This window comes from Xanthomonas sp. WHRI 6108, assembly GCF_040202385.2.
Classification (GTDB): Bacteria; Pseudomonadota; Gammaproteobacteria; order Xanthomonadales; family Xanthomonadaceae; genus Xanthomonas; species Xanthomonas arboricola.
This window is the reverse complement of record NZ_CP168198.1, coordinates 3937351-3957249: the sequence shown is the minus strand read 5'-3', so window position 1 is coordinate 3957249 and position 19899 is coordinate 3937351. Positions and strand designations below refer to the sequence as shown.

The window sequence follows — 19899 nt, the reverse complement described above, 5'->3', positions numbered from 1 at the left end:
TCTGCCACATGCAACGCATGCAGCGTTGCATCTGTTTCCGCAACGCCCGCAACACTGCGGGCGTTGTGCGTTTTGGCGGCGTTAGATCTTGGCGCGTTGCTCGCGCAGGCCGGTCAGCTGCGTGGTCCAGTCGTTCAGGCGCGCACGCTCCTGTTCGACCACCACGGCCGGTGCGTTCTGCACGAAGGTGGCGTTGCCCAGCTTGCCATTGCACTTGCCGATCTCGGCTTCCACGCGCTTGATTTCCTTGTCCAGGCGCGTGCGTTCGGCATCCATGTCGACCAGGCCTTCCAGCGGCACCAGCAGGGTCAGTTCGCCGACGATGGCCGTGGCCGACGGCGGAGTGTCCTGGCCGGCATCGAGCCAGTTGATCGCTTCGAGCTTGAGCAGGAACGACAGCTGCGAGGCAAAGCGGCCAATACGGGTGCGATCGTCGGCAGTGCCGGCCTGCAGCAGTAGGCGAACCTGTTTGGACGGCGGTACGTTCAACTCGCTGCGCACACGACGCAGGGCCGACACCATCGACTTCAGCCATTCGACATCGGCCTCTGCACCGGCGTAGCTGGCGGTATCGATATCGCCTGCCTGCGGGAATGCCTGCAACGAGATCGTGGCGGCGGTGATGCCCAGGCGCGGTGCGACCTGCTGCCACAGTTCTTCGGTGACGAATGGGGTAAGCGGGTGCAGCAGGCGCAATAACGCTTCGAGCACGTAGAGCAGGGTGTGCCGCGTGCTGGCGGCAGCTTCGCTGTCCTGGCCATTGAGCGCGGGCTTGGCCAGTTCGACGAACCAGTCGCAGAACGCATTCCAGGCGAACTCGTACAGCGATTGCGCGAGCAGATCGAAGCGGTAGTTGGCGTAGTGCGCGTGGGTTTCGGCAGTGACCTTGTCCAGGCGCGCCAGAATCCATTGCTCGGCTTCGGTGCGCGGCTGCGGCACGCCGGCAAAGCGCGCGCCCTCGGTATTCATCAACACAAAGCGCGTGGCATTCCACAGCTTGTTGCAGAAATTCTTGTAGCCTTCGGCGCGGCCGAGATCGAACTTGATGTCGCGGCCATGCGTGGCGAGTGCGGCGATGGTGAAGCGCAGCGCGTCTGCACCGTGGGCGATGATGCCGTCCGGGAATTCCTTGCGCGTGGCCTTTTCGATCTTCTCGGCCATGCGCGGCTGCATCAGCCCGTTGGTGCGCTTGGCCACCAGGTCTTCGATGCTGATGCCGTCGATGATGTCCAGCGGATCGAGCACGTTGCCCTTGGACTTGGACATCTTCTGGCCCTGCGCATCGCGGATCAGGCCGGTGATGTAGACATCGCGGAACGGCACCTGGCCGGTGAAGCTGTCGGTGGCCATGATCATGCGCGCCACCCAGAAGAAGATGATGTCGAAGCCGGTGACCAGCACCGACGACGGCAGGTAGCGCTCGAAGCCGCGCTCGGCCATCGCGTTCGCATCCGGCCAGCCCAGCGTGGAGAACGGCCACAGTTGCGAGGAGAACCAGGTTTCCAGCACGTCACTGTCCTGGTGCAGCGCGACGTCGGCACCCAGCCCGTGTTTCGCGCGCACCTCGGCTTCGTCGTGGCCGACATAGCACTTGCCTGCCTCGTCGAACCACGCCGGGATGCGATGGCCCCACCACAGCTGACGGCTGATGCACCAGTCCTGGATGTTCTCCATCCAGTGGCGATAGGTGTTGATCCAGTTCGGCGGCACGAACTTGACCTGGCCGCTTTCGACCAGCTCCAGGCCGCGCCTGGCCAGCGCGTCCATCTTTACGAACCACTGGTCGGTCAGATAGGGCTCGATCACCTGGCCGGTGCGGTCGCCGCGCGGCACCTGCAGCTTGTGTGGCTTGGTTTCGACCAATACGCCCAGGTCTTCCAGTTCCGACAGCACCAGCTTGCGTGCGTCATAACGATCCAGGCCGCGATAACGCTCCGGCGCATTCTCGTTGATGGTGGCGGTGACGGTGAACAGATTGATCAGCGGCAGGTCATGTCGCACGCCCACCTGGTAATCGTTGAAGTCATGCGCAGGCGTGACCTTGACCACGCCGGTGCCGAAGGCGCGGTCGACATAATCGTCGGTGATCACTGGCACCTGCCGGCCGGTCAGCGGCAGCACGATGCGGGCGCTGTGCAGCGTGGCGTAGCGCGGATCTTCCGGATGCACCATCACTGCGGTATCGCCCAGCATTGTTTCCGGGCGCGTGGTGGCGACCACCAGGTAATCGCGGGTTTCGCGCAGCGTCTCGACGCCGTCGGCATCGTGCTCGACGTGCTCGTAGGTCACGCCATCGGCCAGCGGGTAGCGGATCGACCATAGGAAGCCGTCTTCTTCGACGTTTTCCACTTCCAGGTCGGAGATCGCGGTCTTCAGCACCGGGTCCCAGTTGACCAGGCGCTGGCCGCGATAGATCAGGCCCTGCTCGTACCAGCGCACGAAGGCTTCGTTGACCGCGGCCGACGGCTGCAGGTCCATGGTGAAGGTGCTGCGCGACCAGTCGCTGGAGGTGCCCAGCCGTCGCATCTGGCGCTCGATGGTGTCGCCGGACTCGGCCTTCCATTCCCACACCTTGGCGATGAAGCCCTCGCGCCCCAGCGAGTCGCGTGTTTCGCCGTTGCCTTCCAGGGCCAGGTTGCGCGACACCACCATCTCGGTGGCGATGCCGGCGTGGTCGGTGCCCACCTGCCACAGCGTATCGAAGCCGCGCATGCGGTGATAACGCACCAACGCGTCCATCAGTGTCTGCTGGAACGCATGGCCCATGTGCAGCGTCCCGGTCACATTCGGCGGCGGCAGCAGCACGGTATACGGCTCACCCTTGCCGGACGGCACGAAATAACCGGCCGCCTCCCACTGCGCGTACAGGCGCGATTCGAAGGAAGAGGGTTCGTAGCTGGAGGCGAGGGTGGTCATAGAGAGGCGGCGATTCGTTGTTCGGGATTCGGGATTGGTTGCGTCATGGGGCCGGCGAGAAGCACTGGCAATCCACTCATCAACATCAGCGGTGGTGCGGTGGTGCGGTGGAGCGAAGATCGGCTATTGGGGATTCGTCATTGGATGCAGCCCTGGGATGCGCAAAAGAGTTGCTTTTACCAATCCCCAATCCCGACTCCCCAATCCCCGCCCTCTCACATGTCGTATTTGGTCAGTTCCAGGCCCAGGGCCTTGTACTGCTTCCAGCGCTCGCGCAGCGGTTCGCGGGCGGCGGGGTCGGCCGGGACGACTTCCAGTACGCGGTCGCAGGCGCCCAGGTAGGGGTCGTCGCGCAGGTTGATCACCAGCGGGCGCGAGGGGGCATCGAACTCCGGCGCGGCGATCAGCACCGGCGCCAGTTCGTCTTCCTCGTCGGTGCCGGCAATCTGGTGCGGGATGTAGGCTTCGTCGTCGAACGCCCACAGCAGGTCGTCCAGTGCCTCGGCCTGCGCGGCGTCGCGCGCCAGGATCAGCGTGGACAGGTTGGCGTCGTTGGCCTTGCGCGCCAGCTCGCAAACCAGCCGCAGCGGTTCGTTGAGGAAGCGCGGTTTGGCGATCAGGTAGAAGTCGGCACGGGGCATCAGGCGGTCACAAAGCGGGAGGAGAGCAAGAATTCGGTGGCCATGCCGGCGGCCACGAACAGGGCAGCAAAGCCGAGCACGGCCAACAGCAGGCCGCCGAATGCACGCAGGCGGCGCCCCGGCGGGCGCGAACGGTACAGATACACCGGCAGGAACAGCACGGCGAACGCCACGATGCCGATATTCATCCAGGCCGGCCGGCGGTAGCCGAGCCGGCGGCTGTCGGCCGCCAGCCAGACAAACAACAGCACAATCTGCATGACGATCCACAGCAGATCGATGCCGGGGTTGGTCCAGCCCGGCACCGCGCTGGCTGCTCCGTTCACAACGGAGAAGCCGGCAATCAGCGCCAGTGCAGCGCGTGGCGACATCAGGCCGCGCGGTCCAGCAACCACTGGGTCAGCAGCCCCACCGGGCGGCCGGTGGCCATGCCGCGCTTGCCTTCGTCGCTGGCGACGCCGGCGATGTCCAGATGCGCCCAGCGCTGGTTCTCGGTAAAGCGCGACAGGAAGCAGCCGGCGGTGATCGCGCCGCCCCAGCGGCCGCCGATGTTGTAGACGTCGGCGAAGGTGGAATCCAGCAGGCCCTGGTACTCGTCCCACAGCGGCAGGCGCCAGGCGCGGTCGAACACGTGCTCGCCGGCGGCCAGCAGTTCGTTGGCCAGGTCGTCGTGCTTGCTCATCAGGCCGGCGGTCTGGTGGCCCAGCGCCACCATGCAGGCGCCGGTCAGCGTGGCCACGTCCACCAATGCTTCGGGGTTGAAGCGCTCGGCGTAGGTCAGCGCATCGCACAGGATCAGGCGGCCTTCGGCGTCGGTGTTGCCGACCTCGATGGTCTTGCCGGACATGCTGGTGATCACGTCGGAGGGGCGGTAGGCATTGCCGTCGATGGCGTTCTCCACCGCCGGCACCACCACCACCAGGTTGATCGGCAGCTCGGCCTTGACGGTGGCCACGAAGGTGCCGATGACGTTGGCGCCGCCGCACATGTCGTACTTCATTTCCTCGATGCCGCCCTGCGTCTTGAGGTTGACGCCGCCGGTGTCGAAGGTGATGCCCTTGCCGACCAGCACATAGGGACGCGCGTCGCCGCCGCCGTTCCACTTCAGCACGATCAGCCGCGGGCGGTTGGCCGAGCCACGCGCCACCGACAGCAGCGAGCCCATGCCGAGCGACTCCATCTGCGTCTCGTCCAGGATCTCGGCCTCGGCGCCGGGGAACTTGCCGGCGAACGCGGCGGCGGTCTCGGCCAGATAGGCCGGGGTGCAGTAGTTCGGCGGCAGGTTGCCCAGCTCGCGGGCGAACTCCACGCCCTCGGCGGTGGCCACGCCCACGGCCAGTGCGCGGGCGTCGTCGCCGGCGATCGCCAGCGTGGTCAGGCCGGTCTCGTCGACCTTCTTCTTGCCCAGCGTGGCGGTGTAACGGTAAGCGGCGTGGTCGCTGACGATGATGGCCTGGCGGATGTTCCAGGCGCTGTCGCGCGCCTTGACCGGCAATTCGGTCAGGGTGAGCAGGGCGGTGCCGACCGGGCCGGTCTTCAGCGCGCGGGTCGCGTCGCCCACCGCCTTGAGGTACGGCGCCACGCCGAACTTGCCGGCTTCGCCCAGGCCGACCACCAGCACGCGCGGGGCGGCGACGCCGGGCAGGTCGTGCAGCAGGCTGGTGCTGCCGGTCTTGGCAGCCACATCGCCGCGCGCCACCAGGGCCGTCAGACGGCCCTGGCTGGCGCTATCGAGTGCCTGGGCGGCGGGCGACAGGGTCTTGTCGGCGAACACGCCAACCACGATGCAGTCGACGGCGGCGCTTGCCGGCGCGTCTTGGTTCAGGGTGAATTGCAGGGCCATTGATCAGATTCCGTAGGCAAATCCGTACAATCGCGGGCTGTTTACGCCAACCGGACTAGGCTGGCGCCGCCGCGAACGAATCCGAGAGTTTAAAACAAGCCCACCCCATGCCGAAGCTCGATCGATACCTGCTTAGCGATTTCACCCAGAGCTTCCTGGCCACCTTGATCGTGCTGCTGGTCGTCAGCGTCGGCGGTGTGCTGGTGGATATCCTCGGCAATATCGCCGACGGCCGCATCCCTGCTCGCTTGCTGCTGTCTCAGGTGGGCCTGCAGTTCGTTGCGTATCTGCCGATCATCCTGCCGCTGGCGCTGATGCTGGGGCTGTTATTGGCACTGGCGCGGCTGTACCGCGATTCAGAAATGGCCGTCATCACCGCCATCGGTGTGGGCCCGCGGCGCCTGCTGCGGCCGATGCTGATGCTGGTGGTGCCGGTGGTGGTGGTGATCGGGCTGTGCTCGCTGTGGCTGGGCCCCTGGGCCAGCCGCACCGCCGAGACCATGCTGGAAGACGCCAACCGCAGCATCGTGATGGCCGGCCTGGAGTCGGGCAAGTTCACCCCGTTGTCCGGTGGCGGCGTGGTGTACCTGACCACGATCTCGGCCGACGGCAAGGGCCTGGGCAAGGTCTTCATGCAGCGCCAGAAGGACGACCGCATCGATGTGGTCACCGCCGACCGCGGCGCGATGTTCTTCGAAGGCAAGGCCGACCGATATCTGCGCCTGGAGGACGGTTATCGCATCGAAGGCCCGGCCGCCGGCAACACCCTGGACTACCGCCTGATGAAGTTCGCCAGCAACGATGTGGCCTTGCCCGACCGGACCCAGGTGCACGATGCCAACGATCCGGAAGTGATGTGGACCACGCAGCTGCTGTCGGACCAGCGCCCGGCCGCGCGCGCGCAGCTGCATGAGCGCCTGGCGCCGCCACTACTGGCGCTGGCCTTCGCGCTGCTGACCCTGCCGCTGTCGCGCAGCGCGCCGCGGCAGCAGCGGTATGGCCGGATCATGCTGGCCTTCCTGGCGTACATGTTGGGCACCAATCTGATGATCGTCGGCACCCAGTGGATCGCCAATGGCAAGACGCCGGCCGCGCTCGGTCTGTGGTGGCTGACCCTGCCGCTGCTGGCGGTGGCGATCTGGGCGTATGCGCGCGATGGCCGCGTGCGTCGGCCGAGGGTGCGCGCATGAGGCTGATGCCGCGGGTGCATGACTGGTACATCGGGCGTGCGGTGTTGTTCACCGTGCTGCTGACGTGGGCGGTGCTGCTGGGCCTGGACCTGGTCAACGCCTTTGCCAGCGAGGCCAAAAGCATCGGCCAGGGCAGCTACAGCTTTGGCCATGCGGTGGCCTACGTGGCCTATACCGTGCCGCGCCGGGCCTACACCTTGTTTCCCACCGCGGCGGTGATCGGCGCCTTGATGGGCCTGGGCCAGCTGGCGGCAACGTCCGAGCTCACCGCGCTGCGCGCGCTCGGCGTGTCGCGCAAGCGTATGTCGGCCTCGGTGGTGGCGGCCATGGCGCTGCTGACCGCCACCATGGTGATCAGTGGCGAGACGGTGGGGCCGTGGGCACAGAACCAGGCCGATACCCTCAAGACCAGCGCCCGCTACAACAGCAACATGGCCGGCTCGCGCTATTCCGGCCTGTGGGCGCGCGAGGGCGACACCTTCCTCAATGCGCTCAGCGGCGAAGAAAAGCTGCTCGATGGCGGCGGCACCGCGCTGGACCTGCACGATGTGCGGCTGTACCACCTCGATGCCAGCGGCCGCATGCAGCAGCTGACCTATGCGGCACTGGCCGAGAACCGCAACGGGACCTGGACGCTGCGCCAGGTGCGCCGCGACACCTTCCAGGAACGCTCGGTGCAGCGCGAAACCTTCCCCGAGCTGCCGTGGCAATCCCAGCTCAGCCCGGCGGCGCTGGCGGCTGGTCTGGCCAAGCCGCGCAACCTGTCCGCGCGCGATCTGGAACAGAGCATCGAGTATCGCCGCCGCAACGGCCTGGACGCGCGCGACTACGAAGACCAGTACTGGAGCCGTTGGTTCTATCCGCTCAACGTCCTGGCGCTGTGCCTGGCGGCGATTCCGTTCTCGTTCGGTTCGCTGCGTAGCGGCGGCCTGGGCAAGCGGCTGTTCCTGGGCATCCTGTTCGCGCTGGGGTTCTGGCTGCTGCAGCTGTTCTTCGGCCGCATGGCCGGCGCACTCAAGCTGGATTACCGCATCGCCTACGCGCTGCCGCCGATGGTGATGCTGGGCGTGTCGGCATGGCTGTTCCGACGGCGCAGTAGCTGACGCCGATGCGTCGGTTCAGCGTATTCGGAACCGTGCTTTGCCTGCTATACGTCGCTGGAACTGCTCTATGCGTGTGGGCGGCCAGCGACGCTGGTGGCGACCCCAAGGGCCATTTTGTATTGCTGCAGTTGCCGCTGACACCACAGCTGACTGTGCTTGATGCCATGGGTGCTGACGCCTGGTTGACCGATATGCCCTGGGTGCACAGCTATCTGCTATTGGTTCCGCCATTTCTGGTGGCGCTGTATCTGGTTGGCTATGCCGTGCAGTGGCTGATCGAGCGCCCCTCAGCACGCGGGCATTGAGTCCACACCCGTCTCGGTTCGCCGCAGTTAACTGCCTGCACGCGAGCAGTTGCCTGGTGGGTGGTTCGCATGACGGTCGCACTCCGTTGTCGCCTGCCGTCGAGATCGGCAAGAGGGCGGTCTGGTCGTTTCAGCGCTTGGGCGTGCGCTGCAGCCGGGTACCACTGGCGCGGTCGTGCCAGGCCAGGCGGTCGCGGTCCAGCCAGGCCCACCAGAATCCTGCGCCAGCCAAGGCCAGCGACAGCGTGCCGACGGCATAGCGGACCCAGAGCGCGCGCCAGGTGGCTTGCGGCCCGACCAGCGACAGCCGCCACGGGCGCATGCCCAGGGTCTGGCCACCCCGTCGCCAGCTGACGGTGGCGTACACCCCGGCGGCGATCCAGCAGCACAGCCACAACAGCCATTGCCAGCCGCTGAAGGGGGCGATGTTTTCGCGGGCCGGGTGCCCGGCAAGCGTGAAGCCCAGCGTGAACGCGGCGGAGATCAGCATCCATAGTGCCAGGACCGGCCAGGCGTCGTAGCACAGGGCCAGCAGGCGCCAGACCACCAGGGCGGGCGGTCGCGCGCTGCGCGGTGAAGGGGGCGAGGTCATGCCGCGAGCATAGCCGGCGCAGCCGATCGGGCAACGTCGCGCTGCGGCAATCCCGCGCCGGGCCGGGCCTGTGCGTCGAGGCGGGAGCGATGTGGTGGGTGGCTTTTCGAGGCAAGCCGCACCGCCAATCTCGCGCCTGGCCAACACGGCGCGCCGCAAATCGCATGTCACGCTCTATGCTGTTGCGATGTCAGCCAGCAGTCCCGCCGAACGTCGCCAACTGGCGCAACACCTGCCACCGGTGCAGGCCGCCGATGCCGCCGCCATCGAACGCTTCCTGGATCGGTTATGGGCCGAGCAGGGCGTGGCACGGCAGACCCTGGACAGTTACCGGCGCGACCTGGAAGGACTGGCGCGCTGGCGCGACGGTGCCGGCGGCGGCCTGCTGGGTGTCGATCGGGCGGCGTTGTTCGACTATCTGCGCTGGCGCTCTCAGGCCAATTACTCCCCACGCAGCACAGCGCGGCTATTGTCGACGCTGCGGGCGTTCTACGCGCTGTGCCTGCGCGATGGGGTACGCAGCGACGACCCGACGGCGCTGATCGACCCACCAAAGTTGCCCCGTAGCTTGCCCAAGGCGCTGACCGAAACGCAGATCGAGGCGCTGTTGGCCGCGCCCGAGATCGACACGCCGCTGGGCCTGCGCGACCGCGCAATGCTCGAGCTGATGTATGCGGCCGGCCTGCGCGTCAGCGAACTGGTCAACCTGCCGGCGGTGGGGGTCAATCTGCGCCAGGGCGTGCTGCGGGTCACCGGCAAGGGCAGCAAGGAGCGGCTGGTCCCGCTGGGCGAGGAATCCCAGCACTGGCTGGAGCGGTATCTGAGCCAGGCACGCCCGCTGCTGGCCAGCCATAAGGCGGTGGCGGCAGTGGACGGGCAGGTGCCGTTGTTCATCGATGCAGCGCGGCAGCCGCCCAGCCGCCAGCAGTTCTGGGCGCTGGTCAAACGCTATGCGGCGGTGGCCGGGATCGACCCCGCCACGGTCAGCCCGCACGGGCTGCGGCACAGCTTTGCCACCCATCTGCTCAATCACGGTGCGGACCTGCGCGCGCTGCAGATGCTGCTCGGTCACAGCTCGCTGTCCACCACGCAGATCTACACCCTGGTGGCGCGTCAGCACCTGCAGAAGCTGCACGCCGCCCATCATCCGCGCGGCTGACTGCGGCTGCAGGCGCAGCGGCGGCCCGCCGTGGCCCATTCAGCGGCTCGGCCGGTAAACCAAAGCGTCCTGCTCGCTGCCTGGCTTCATCTGCGCTGTGCGAGAATCCAGGCACCCCATTCCACTGGATGCGTGAATGTATCGTCTTGCCATCGCCGCGCTACTGGGCGCAATCAGCCTTACCGCCTGCGCGCAATCCTCGCAGCCTGCGGCAAGCAATGCCGGCGCCAAGCCAGCCGCCGCCGCTGCCCCCGCCGCTGCGGGCAATGTGGACCAGCGTGTGAGCGTCGCGCTCAAGGCGCTGGATCCGGATTTCAAGCCGGACTACATCGGCGCCGCGCCGTTTCCCGGTTTCCGCGAAGTGGTGGTCGGCGGGCAGGTGCTGTACGTCAGCGACGACGGCCGTTACCTGATCCAGGCGCAGCCGTTCGACATCCAGAACAAGCAGTTCGCTGCCAGCCCGGGCCTGCTGGCCTACCGCCGCAAGCAGCTGGAGACCGTGCCCAAGGCCGACCGCATCGTGTTCGCACCGGCAAACCCCAAGTACACCGTGACAGTGTTCACCGACGTGGAATGCGGCTACTGCCGCAAGCTGCACAGCGAGATCGGCGAACTCAACAAGCAGGGGATCGCGGTGGAATATCTGGCGTTTCCGCGCATGGGCCTGGGCAGCCAGGACCACAAGGAAATGATCGCGGTGTGGTGCGCCGCCGACCGCAAGCAGGCCCTGACCGCGGCCAAGTCCGGGCAGCCGGTGAATGCCAAGGACTGCAAGAACCCGGTGTCGATGGAATACACGCTGGGCCAGCGTCTGGGCGTCAACGGCACCCCGGCGATCTTTGCGCCGGACGGCACCCAGCTCGGTGGCTACCTGCCGCCGGCGCAGCTGCGTGAGGCGCTGGAAAAGCGCGCGGTCAGCACTGCCGGCGGCAGCCGCTGAGGTATCCGGCAGCGGCGCCGGGATGCCGGCCGCTGCGGCGGTCGGTGTGATCGATCAGGAGGCCGGAATGCATGCATTCCGGCCTCCTGCGTTTCAGGGTCGGGCTGGCTGCACGGTTGATGCGGTGAGAGCGGCGGTGGACCGGTGGTGGCTAGCGCTGCGGACGTTGCCACCGCGCTGAGACCGGCCCCAAGGCAGGTGGGCGCGACAGTCCTTGCTGGCATCGCCATCCGCTTTTGCCGTTGCCGCATCGGCCGGAACGCGCCGAATCCGGCCCGGGCTATGCGAATGATCACCACACGGATCGGCGGCCCACCCACGCCGGGTCCGGCGCCGACGCATCAGCTCCGTTACAATCTGCAGCCCCGTTTCTGACACGGTTCCCCGGACATGATGGTCCTCGAGGGCGCTTCCGCCCTTTCGCCGTTCCGCCGCGCTCGGCTCGAAACCCGCCTGCAAACCCTCGTTCCCGCGCTGCGCATCACCGGCGCCTGGCACGTGTACTTCATCCGCGCCGAGGCCGGGCAAGCGCCCGACCAGGCCACCTTGCAGCGGATCCTGCAGGCCGAAGCCGCCCCCACGCCGCGGGCCGAGGATGCCTCCTCGCGCTATGTGGTGCCGCGTCTGGGCACCTTGTCGCCGTGGTCGAGCAAGGCCACCGAGCTGGTGCGTGGGGCTGGGCAGCCGATCCAGCGCGTGGAGCGCGGCACCCGCATCGATCTGGCCGGCTGGCCGGCCGACGAAGCGATGCAGGCCGCTGTGGCCAAGCTGCTGCACGACCCGATGACGCAGTCGCTGCTCGGCTCGGCCGCGGCCGCCGAGGCGCTGTTCAACGTGCCCGATCGCGGACAGTTGCAGCGCGTGCCGCTGGCGGCGCTGGAACAGGCCAACCGCGACCTCGGTCTGGCGCTGGCGCAGGACGAGATCGACTACCTGCGCGAACGCTTCGCCGAGCTGGGCCGCGACCCGGCCGATGTCGAGCTGATGATGTTCGCCCAGGCCAATTCCGAGCACTGCCGGCACAAGATCTTCAATGCCAGCTGGACCATCGACGGCAAGCCGCAGGAACGCTCGCTGTTCCGCATGATCAAGCACACCCACCAGCAGACCCCGCAGCACACCTTGTCGGCCTACAGCGACAACGCGGCGGTGGTGGAAGGCGTGCCGGCCGCGCGCTATCGGCCGGATCCGGCCAGTGGCGAGTACCGTGCCGAGGCGGTGCTGCCGTCGGCGTTTGCGATCAAGGTCGAGACGCATAACCACCCGACCGCGATCGCGCCGTTTCCCGGCGCCGCCACTGGTGCCGGTGGCGAGATCCGCGACGAAGGCGCCACCGGCCGCGGCGGCAAGCCCAAGGCCGGGCTGACCGGGTTCACGGTGTCGCACCTGCGCATCCCGACCCTGCCGCACCCGTGGGAGGCGCCGCGCGCGCTGAACCCGCGCATGGCTCCGGCGCTGGACATCATGCTCGACGGCCCGCTCGGCGGCGCCGCGTTCAACAACGAATTCGGCCGGCCGAACCTGCTCGGCTATTTCCGCAGTTTCGAGCTTGCCGAAGGTGAGGGCCTGACCCGCGCCTACGACAAGCCGATCATGCTGGCCGGCGGCCTGGGCGCGATCGATCGCAATCAGGTCGAGAAGCTGCGCCTGCAGCCCGGCGATGCGGTGATCGTGCTGGGCGGCCCGGCGATGCTGATCGGCCTGGGCGGCGGTGCGGCCAGCTCGGTGGCGGCCGGCGACAGTGCCGAGGCGCTGGATTTCGCCAGCGTGCAGCGCGAAAACCCGGAGATGGAGCGCCGCTGCCAGGAGGTCATCGACCGCTGCGTGGCGCTGGGCAGCGACAACCCGATCCGCTGGTTCCACGATGTGGGCGCGGGCGGCCTGTCCAACGCCATCCCCGAGTTGCTGCACGACTCCGGCGTGGGCGGCATCATCGACCTGGGCCGCGTGCTCACCGACGACCCCTCGCTGTCGCCGCTGGAATTGTGGTGCAACGAATCGCAGGAGCGCTACGTACTGGGCGTACCGCAGGCACGCCTGGACGAATTCGCCGCCATCTGCGCGCGCGAACGCTGCCCGTTTGCCGCCGTCGGCGTGGCCACGGCCGAGGAGCGGCTGGTGGTTGGCTATGGCGTGTTTGGGGACGGGATTGGGGAGCCGGGATTGGAGATTCGCAAAAGCGATTCATCAGTTGCCGGGTCCGCCGTTGCTTCCAACCAATCCCCAATCCCCAATCCCCAATCCCCGCTCCCGATCGACCTGCCGATGGATGTGCTCTTCGGCAAGGCACCGAAGATGCATCGCGATGCGGTGCATCCGCCGGCGCCGCAGTGGCCGGTGCTGCAGACCGCCGCGCTGGACCTGCAGCAGGCCGGCCTGCGCGTGCTGGCGCATCCCACGGTGGCATCCAAGAGCTTTCTGGTGACCATCGGCGACCGCAGCGTGGGCGGCCTGACCGCGCGCGAGCAGATGATCGGGCCGTGGCAGCTGCCGCTGGCCGATTGCGCGATCACCCTGGCCGGTTTCGACACCTTCGCCGGCGAGGCGATGTCGATCGGCGAGCGCACCCCGCTGGCGTTGTTGAACGCCGCCGCGTCGGCGCGCATGGCGGTGGGCGAGGCGATCACCAATCTGTGCGCCGCGCCGGTGCAGACGCTGGACAGCATCAAGCTGTCGGCCAACTGGATGGCCGCCGCCGGTCACGCCGGCGAGGACGCCCTGCTGTACGACGCGGTGCGCGCGATCGGCATGGAGCTGTGCCCGGCACTCGAACTGAGCGTGCCGGTGGGCAAGGACTCGCTGTCGATGCAGGCGCAGTGGGTTGACGCTGGGATTGGTGATTCGGCAGTCGGGATTGGCGAAACGCCGCAGCCTTCCGCCGTTGCGAATTCCCAATCCCCAATCTCCAATCCCATCGCCCACAAGAGCGTTTCACCGGTCTCGCTGATCATCAGTGCATTCGCGCCGGTCGGCGATGTGCGCACGCAGTTGACGCCGTTGTTGCGCAGCGACGAAGAGAGCGAGCTGTGGTTGATCGGGTTGGGCGGCGGCAAGCAGCGCCTGGGCGGTTCGGTGCTGGCGCAGGTGTATGCCGACGCTGCGGCATTGCCGGCGTTCGGCGGCGAGGTGCCGGATCTGGACGATGCGCAGCGGCTGCGCAGCTTCTTTGAACTGATCCGCGCGGCGCGCGAGAGCGGCCTGTTGCTGGCGTACCACGACCGCAGCGATGGCGGTGCGTTTGCGGCGCTGTGCGAGATGGCGTTTGCCTCGCGGCAGGGCCTGGATATCACCCTCGATGCCTGGGGCGACGATGCATTCCGCAGCCTGTTCAACGAAGAACTGGGCGCGGTGGTGCAGATCGCCAGCGAGGATCGCGCCGCGTTTGCCGATTTGGTCGAGCGGCATGCGCTGACCGAGTGCGCGCAGCGCATCGCACGCCCCACCGGCGCGCCGCGTATCCGCGTGAGCGGGCAGGGCCGGGTGCTGGCCGAGTGGCGCTGGGAAGCCTTGTTCGACGCCTGGTGGTCGGTGACGCACGCCATGCAGAAATTGCGCGACAACCCGGAAACCGCCGACGAGGAGCGCGCGCAGGCACGCGACTTCCAGGCGCCGGGATTGCGTCCGAAGCTGGTGTTCGACCCCTCCGAAGACGTGGCCGCGCCGTTTGTGGCGACCGGTGCGCGGCCCAAGGTGGCGATCCTGCGCGAGCAGGGCGTCAACGGGCAGATCGAGATGGCTTACAACTTCGAACGCGCCGGTTTCCGTGCGTTCGACGTGCACATGAGCGACCTGATCGAAGGCCGCGTGGATCTGGCGCAGTTCTCCGGGTTTGCCGCCTGCGGCGGCTTCAGCTACGGCGACGTGCTGGGTGCCGGGCGTGGCTGGGCTACCTCGATCATGGAGCGCTCGGCCTTGCGCGACGCGTTCGCCGCGTTCTTTGCGCGCAGCGATACCTTCGCGCTGGGTGTGTGCAACGGCTGCCAGATGCTCAGCCAGCTCAAGGACATCATTCCCGGTGCCGAGCATTGGCCGCGCTTTTTGCGCAATCGCAGCGAGCAGTTCGAAGCGCGCACCGCCTTGCTGGAAGTGGTGGAGTCGCCGTCGATCTTCCTGCGCGGCATGGCCGGTTCGCGGATCCCGGTGGCGGTGGCGCATGGCGAAGGCCGCGCCGAGTTCGACACCGTGGTGGATCAGGCGGCTGCCCGTGTGGCCCTGCGCTTCATCGATGGCGATGGCGCGGTGGCATCGCAGTACCCGCTCAATCCGAACGGCTCGCCGGACGGCATCACCGGCCTGACCAGCAGCGACGGCCGCGCCACCATCCTGATGCCGCATCCGGAGCGCACTCCGCGCACGGCAAACCTGAGCTGGCACCCGGCCGACTGGGGCGAGGATTCGCCGTGGCTGCGCATGTTCCGCAACGCGCGGGTCTGGTGCGGTTGACGGTAGGGAGGTGTGCGGCGTGAGCTGAAGCGCCGTACCAACCGTGTCATTGGACGGCCGTGTGCAGCGATGCACACGGCCGTTGTCGTTTCCGGTGTCGGATCTGTGCGACGGCCTGCAGTGGTATCGAGTCCTTTGATCGTTGCCGCGAGCGGCGTGGCGATGCGTGGTGCTTTATGAGCAAGAAAATGCATGGCCGCGTTTGGGTCGACTGCAGGCTCCCAAGGAGCCAGGCTCGCCTGCGACGTCTGCCAATGGTAGCTACGTCCTTGCATACAGCGCGCGCAGCGGCAGGACACTCGAGAAAAACGCGGTTTTCCAGCCTTGCCTGCGGCCAGCACAAGGCTTGTCGCCATCACGTTGCATGCGTTGCCGATGGGGGCGAACGCCTGCGGTCGCATTGGCACTGTTGCGATGAACTGCATTTAGTGAAGGTCGAAACATGGTTTACTTTAAGTAACTATAAAAACTACTAGGTATTTAGTCGAAGTATCTGGTGATGCTGCTTGTGTGACGTCAATCTCAATTGAACTTTTGGTTTTTCAATAGATTCAGACCACGTTATGAATCTTCGATTCATGGCGTTTCTGCAGCACTTTATGGATTGATCGTGGATGCTTTTGCGCGGGTAGTTGCCGCTGCAGAAGCAGGGCGAGTGCGTTTTCGATAAACCTCAGGGGGACCGTGCGATGCAATCGCACGGTGGTCGGTTTTTACATGCCAGACCAATGGGGAGTCAGTCGGTAATGAAGCGAATTCAATTGGATGCCGGTGGTGAGCAGCGTGCTCATCGCCGAACGGCAAGGCTTGCCCGCGATGCGGGAAATCAAGCGTTATATCGGTCTGCCGGGCATGCCCGCGGCAGGCTGGCGGCGGCACTGCTGCTGGCGCTTGCCGGCATGGCTGGAGTTGCCCAGGCCACGACCACGCAAGCCGACACGCTTGCACATTGCACGGTCGTCCAAGGCCAACAGCGTTGCGACACCGATGTGGCGACAAGCGACAGCGCCGCGCCTGCAACAGCGAGCGCGCAAGCAGCGGCAACGCCTGCGGCCGATGCCGATGCACCGGCGTTTGCAGATGGGCAGGATGCGCTGGCCCTGGGTAATGCGAGTAATGCGCTGGGCGATGGGGCCAGCGCGTTCGGCGGCGGAAGCCTGGCCTTGGAGCGCGACGCCACCGCGATCGGACACAACGTGTCAGCCGCAGGGGAATCGGCAACCGCCGTCGGCAGCGTGGCAACGGTCTACGACTACGACGCATCCGGATTTGTCATCGGGCAACGCGAACAGGCCACGCAAGCGTCCGGTGTGGGAGCCACTGCCGTCGGCGGTGGTGCAGTGGCTGGGGATCCGTTTTCCAGCGCCGTTGGCAGCGGCGCCAGCGCCACTGGCGTGCAGAGCGCGGCGCTGGGTTATCGCGCACAGACCTTCAACGACGGCGCCACCGCGATCGGCGGTTTGTCCACGGCCAGTGGTTTTCTTTCCACCGCCGGCGGCTACAGTTCGCGTGCCAGCGGAGACACGTCCACCGCCTTCGGTTACCGGGCGCGCAGCCAAGGCAGCAGCAGTATCGCGGTGGGCGATACCGCATTGGCCAGTGGCGTGCAGAGCGTGGTGGTCGGTGGCATCAGCAACTTCGGCTCGATCACCGCTGCCACCGGAACAGGTGGCATCGCGCTCGGCGCCGGTGCGCAGAGCCAGTCCGATTATGCGATTGCCATTGGCTACGATTCCAACATCTTTCCCAATGCGCCAGGCAATACCGATGCAGTGGCGATCGGCCACAGCGCCGGTTCGTTCGCGCCACGCACGGTGTCGCTGGGTGGTTTCGCCTTGGCGATGGGCGATGGTGGTATCTCGATCGGTCACGACAGCACCGCCTACACTGAAAACAGCATCGCGTTGGGCGCACGTGCCGGCACCTCGTGGTTCAACGGCAACAACACCGCGATCGGTGCAGATTCCGAAACCAATGGCATCGATGCGGTGGCGATCGGCTATGGCGCGCGTGTGGGCGATTTTGTCGACGATGCCTGGAACCGCTCTGCCTCCAGCGCCGTCGCACTGGGCGCGCATTCCTACGCGAACCGCAGCAATACGGTATCGGTTGGCGATGTGCAGGCGGGGCTGACGCGGCAGATCACCAGCGTGGCGGCAGGCACCGAGGCCAATGACGCAGTCAATGTCGCCCAACTCGACAGCGTGCGTGCGGTGGCCGACCGTCTCGACAGCACGCTGGCCATTGGCAAGACCGATACGGACGAAGTCGCTGCCCATGTCGACGGACTCAATGCGCTGGCGTTGGGGAGCGCCAGCAACGCGATCGGCGATGGTGCCAACGCGCTGGGCTCGGGCAGTCTGGCACTCGGGCGCGATGCCGTGGCCGTCGGCCGCAACGCCAGCGCGGCCGATGCCTCGGCCGTTGCAGTGGGTGGCGTCGCGTCCGTGCCGGTGTTCGATGCGGCGGGTTCCATCGTCGGCGCGCAGGAACAGGCCACCTTGGCCCAGGCGCGCGGTGCAGCGGCGCTGGGCAGCGGGGCGATTGCCACGCGCAGCTTCGCCACCGCGGTCGGCACGGGGGCAGCGGCCAGCGGCGAGCAATCGATGGCGGCGGGATTCAGCGCACGTGCGCAGGATGATGTCGCCACCGCGGTGGGCGCGTTCTCGACCGCGCGCAGTACGGCGGCGTCGGCCTTCGGTTTTGGTGCGCGGGCCGACGCGAGCATGACCACGGCGGTGGGCTTCAATGCCTCCAGTCTTGGCGAGAGCAGTGTTGCCGTGGGCAGTCTGGCGGTTGCCGCCGGCGAGCGCAGCGTGACGCTCGGCGGCATGTCGCTGATCAGCTCCACGCTCAGGCCGGCGGGTGCGTTCCGGGTCGGTGGCGTTGCCATCGGCGCAGGTGCGCGCAGCGACGGCGATTACGCCGTTGCGCTTGGCTACAACGCCAACGTGTTCTCCAACGACAACAATACCGACGCGGTGGCGATCGGCCATAGCGCGGCTTCGTTCGCTCCGCGCACGGTGTCGCTGGGGGCATTGGCATCGGCCGAGGGCGCGGAGGGCATCGGCATCGGCTATGACGCGCGTGCCACCTCCAGCAGGAGCATCGCGATCGGGAGCGGCGCCAATACGTCGATCCTCTATGGCGACAATATCGCGCTGGGAACCAACGCCAAGGCGGATGCGCCCGATGCGATCGCGATCGGGCGCAATGCCAACGTGGGCGTGTTCGTCGGCGAAACGGGCAGCGCGGCGGTGGCATTGGGCGTGCAATCAAATGCGTTGGGCAACAACAGTCTGGCAGTGGGCTACAACGCGTTTACCCGCGAGGGTGGCCGTGATGCCGTCGCACTCGGTGCCAATGCCGGTGCCAGCGGTGCCGATTCGGTGGCGCTGGGCGCAGGTTCGCGCAGCTACGAGGCCAACGTGGTGTCGGTGGGCAACGGCAATGGCCGCGGCGGCCCGGCCACGCGCCGCATCGTCAATGTCGGCAATGGTGCGATTGCCGGTGGCAGTACCGATGCGATCAACGGCGGCCAGCTGTTCCAGTCGTTGAGTAATGCCGCCAGCTTCCTCGGCGGTGGTGCGGCGATCGGTGCGCAGGGCGTGTTCGTCGCGCCGACCTACGTAATCCAGGGCAGCAGTTACCGCAATGTGGGCGAGGCGCTGACTGCGCTGGACAGCAAGGTCAGCGAGCTGGATGCGCGTGGTGGTACCGCGACGCCTGGCGCTGCGGCGCGTTCGGCTGCAGCGCGTGCGGCAACGGCGCCAGCCCCGGCTGCGGACGCCTCGATTGTCGCCACTACCCCGGATGCGACAGCCGATGGCCTGCAGTCGACATCGCTGGCCATTGACGGCGTGGCCGACAGCGCGGTGTCCTCCGTCACCGCAACGGCGAGCGGGCTTGCTGCAAGCAACGCGCTCCAAGGCACGCCCACCGCAGCAGTGGTCGGCAGCATCACCCCGGCCACAACGTCCACCGCCGTCGGCACGGCCGCAGTGGCCAACCACGTGACCGGCACGGCGATTGGCGGCAGCGCGTATGCGCATGGCCCCAACGACACCGCAATCGGCAGCAATGCGCGCGTCAATGCCGATGGCAGCACCGCGGTCGGCGCCAACACGCAGATTGCCGCGGTGGCGACCAATGCGGTGGCGATGGGCGAAGGCGCGCAGGTCAGTGCGGCCTCCGGCACGGCGATCGGACAGGGCGCACGTGCCAGTGCACAAGGTGCGGTCGCGCTGGGTCAGGGGGCGGTTGCCGATCGTGCCAACACGGTGTCGGTGGGCAGCGTCGGCGGCGAGCGTCAGGTGGCCAATGTGGCCGCCGGCACACGTGCCACCGATGCGGTCAACAAGGGCCAGCTGGACAACGGCGTTGCCGCGGCCAACAGCTATACCGACAGCCGCTACAACGCGATGGCCGACAGCTTCGAGACCTACCAGGGCGATATCGAAGACCGTCTGCGTCGGCAGAACCGTCGCCTGGATCGTCAGGGCGCGATGAGCTCGGCGATGTTGAACATGGCCGCCAGCGTCGGTGGTATCGCCACACAGAACCGCGTCGGTGCCGGCGTCGGTTTCCAGAACGGCGAATCGGCGTTGTCGGTGGGCTACCAGCGTGCGATCAGCCCGCGCGCCACCTTGACGGTGGGCGGCGCAGTCAGCGGTGACGACCGGTCGATCGGCCTGGGCGCCGGCTTCGGCTGGTAGCGCAGGTCTTGCCATCGCAGCGGCTGCGCTCGCGGCGGCTGCGTGCTCACTC

The 19899-nt window shown here is 67.1% G+C and carries 12 protein-coding genes; 7 read left to right on the top strand and 5 right to left on the bottom strand.

The annotated features are described in order from the left end of the window. Positions 1 to 81: 81 nt before the first annotated feature. The 4 genes from ABQ039_RS16500 to ABQ039_RS16485 all read right to left on the bottom strand — a co-directional run bounded on the left by ABQ039_RS16500 (position 82) and on the right by ABQ039_RS16485 (position 5400). A complete protein-coding gene (locus ABQ039_RS16500) occupies positions 82 to 2916 on the bottom strand; it encodes a valine--tRNA ligase (protein WP_349778343.1) in 2835 nt (944 codons plus the stop codon). 215 nt (positions 2917 to 3131) lie between these two features. Beyond that, positions 3132 to 3557 (bottom strand): DNA polymerase III subunit chi, encoded by a 426-nt coding sequence (locus ABQ039_RS16495; RefSeq protein ID WP_016902887.1) that lies wholly within the window; start codon positions 3555 to 3557, stop codon positions 3132 to 3134. Beyond that, the gene (locus ABQ039_RS16490) at positions 3557 to 3928 is read right to left on the bottom strand and encodes a hypothetical protein (RefSeq protein ID WP_024939130.1); all 372 of its coding nucleotides are present in this window, start codon (positions 3926 to 3928) and stop codon (positions 3557 to 3559) included. The genes ABQ039_RS16495 and ABQ039_RS16490 overlap by 1 nt, the downstream gene beginning before the upstream one ends. Then, positions 3928 to 5400: a leucyl aminopeptidase gene (locus ABQ039_RS16485; protein WP_102251257.1), complete on the bottom strand. Its 1473-nt coding sequence runs from the start codon at positions 5398 to 5400 to the stop codon at positions 3928 to 3930. Before ABQ039_RS16485 ends, ABQ039_RS16490 begins: the two co-directional genes overlap by 1 nt. Positions 5401 to 5507: 107 nt before the next feature. Here ABQ039_RS16485 and lptF point away from each other — a divergent pair, with 107 nt between their 5' ends. From lptF to ABQ039_RS16470, 3 genes are read left to right on the top strand one after another with little or no spacing between them, the layout of a single operon-like run. Continuing rightward, positions 5508 to 6590 carry an LPS export ABC transporter permease LptF gene (lptF, locus tag ABQ039_RS16480; RefSeq protein WP_349778342.1) on the top strand — a complete coding sequence of 361 codons (1083 nt, stop codon included), beginning with the start codon at positions 5508 to 5510 and terminating at the stop codon, positions 6588 to 6590. After that, a complete protein-coding gene (gene lptG, locus ABQ039_RS16475; RefSeq protein WP_024939127.1) occupies positions 6587 to 7693 on the top strand; it encodes an LPS export ABC transporter permease LptG in 1107 nt (368 codons plus the stop codon). Before lptF ends, lptG begins: the two co-directional genes overlap by 4 nt. Positions 7694 to 7698: 5 nt before the next feature. Next, positions 7699 to 7998 (top strand): hypothetical protein, encoded by a 300-nt coding sequence (locus tag ABQ039_RS16470; RefSeq protein WP_167709717.1) that lies wholly within the window; start codon positions 7699 to 7701, stop codon positions 7996 to 7998. A gap of 130 nt (positions 7999 to 8128) precedes the next feature. Here the strand turns inward: ABQ039_RS16470 and ABQ039_RS16465 are convergent, their stop codons facing one another. Further along, complete coding sequence (locus ABQ039_RS16465) at positions 8129 to 8590, bottom strand: RDD family protein (RefSeq protein ID WP_054592486.1); 462 nt, start codon at positions 8588 to 8590, stop codon at positions 8129 to 8131. Positions 8591 to 8777: 187 nt separating this feature from the next. Here ABQ039_RS16465 and xerD point away from each other — a divergent pair, with 187 nt between their 5' ends. From xerD to ABQ039_RS16445, 4 genes are all read left to right on the top strand, one after another. Continuing rightward, the gene (gene xerD, locus ABQ039_RS16460; protein WP_016902882.1) at positions 8778 to 9749 is read left to right on the top strand and encodes a site-specific tyrosine recombinase XerD; all 972 of its coding nucleotides are present in this window, start codon (positions 8778 to 8780) and stop codon (positions 9747 to 9749) included. Between the two features lie 136 nt (positions 9750 to 9885). Then, complete coding sequence (locus ABQ039_RS16455) at positions 9886 to 10689, top strand: DsbC family protein (protein WP_016902881.1); 804 nt, start codon at positions 9886 to 9888, stop codon at positions 10687 to 10689. A gap of 390 nt (positions 10690 to 11079) precedes the next feature. After that, positions 11080 to 15132 carry a phosphoribosylformylglycinamidine synthase gene (gene purL / locus ABQ039_RS16450; RefSeq protein ID WP_349778341.1) on the top strand — a complete coding sequence of 1351 codons (4053 nt, stop codon included), beginning with the start codon at positions 11080 to 11082 and terminating at the stop codon, positions 15130 to 15132. 746 nt (positions 15133 to 15878) lie between these two features. Beyond that, positions 15879 to 19847: a YadA-like family protein gene (locus ABQ039_RS16445; RefSeq protein WP_349778340.1), complete on the top strand. Its 3969-nt coding sequence runs from the start codon at positions 15879 to 15881 to the stop codon at positions 19845 to 19847. Positions 19848 to 19899: the final 52 nt, after the last annotated feature.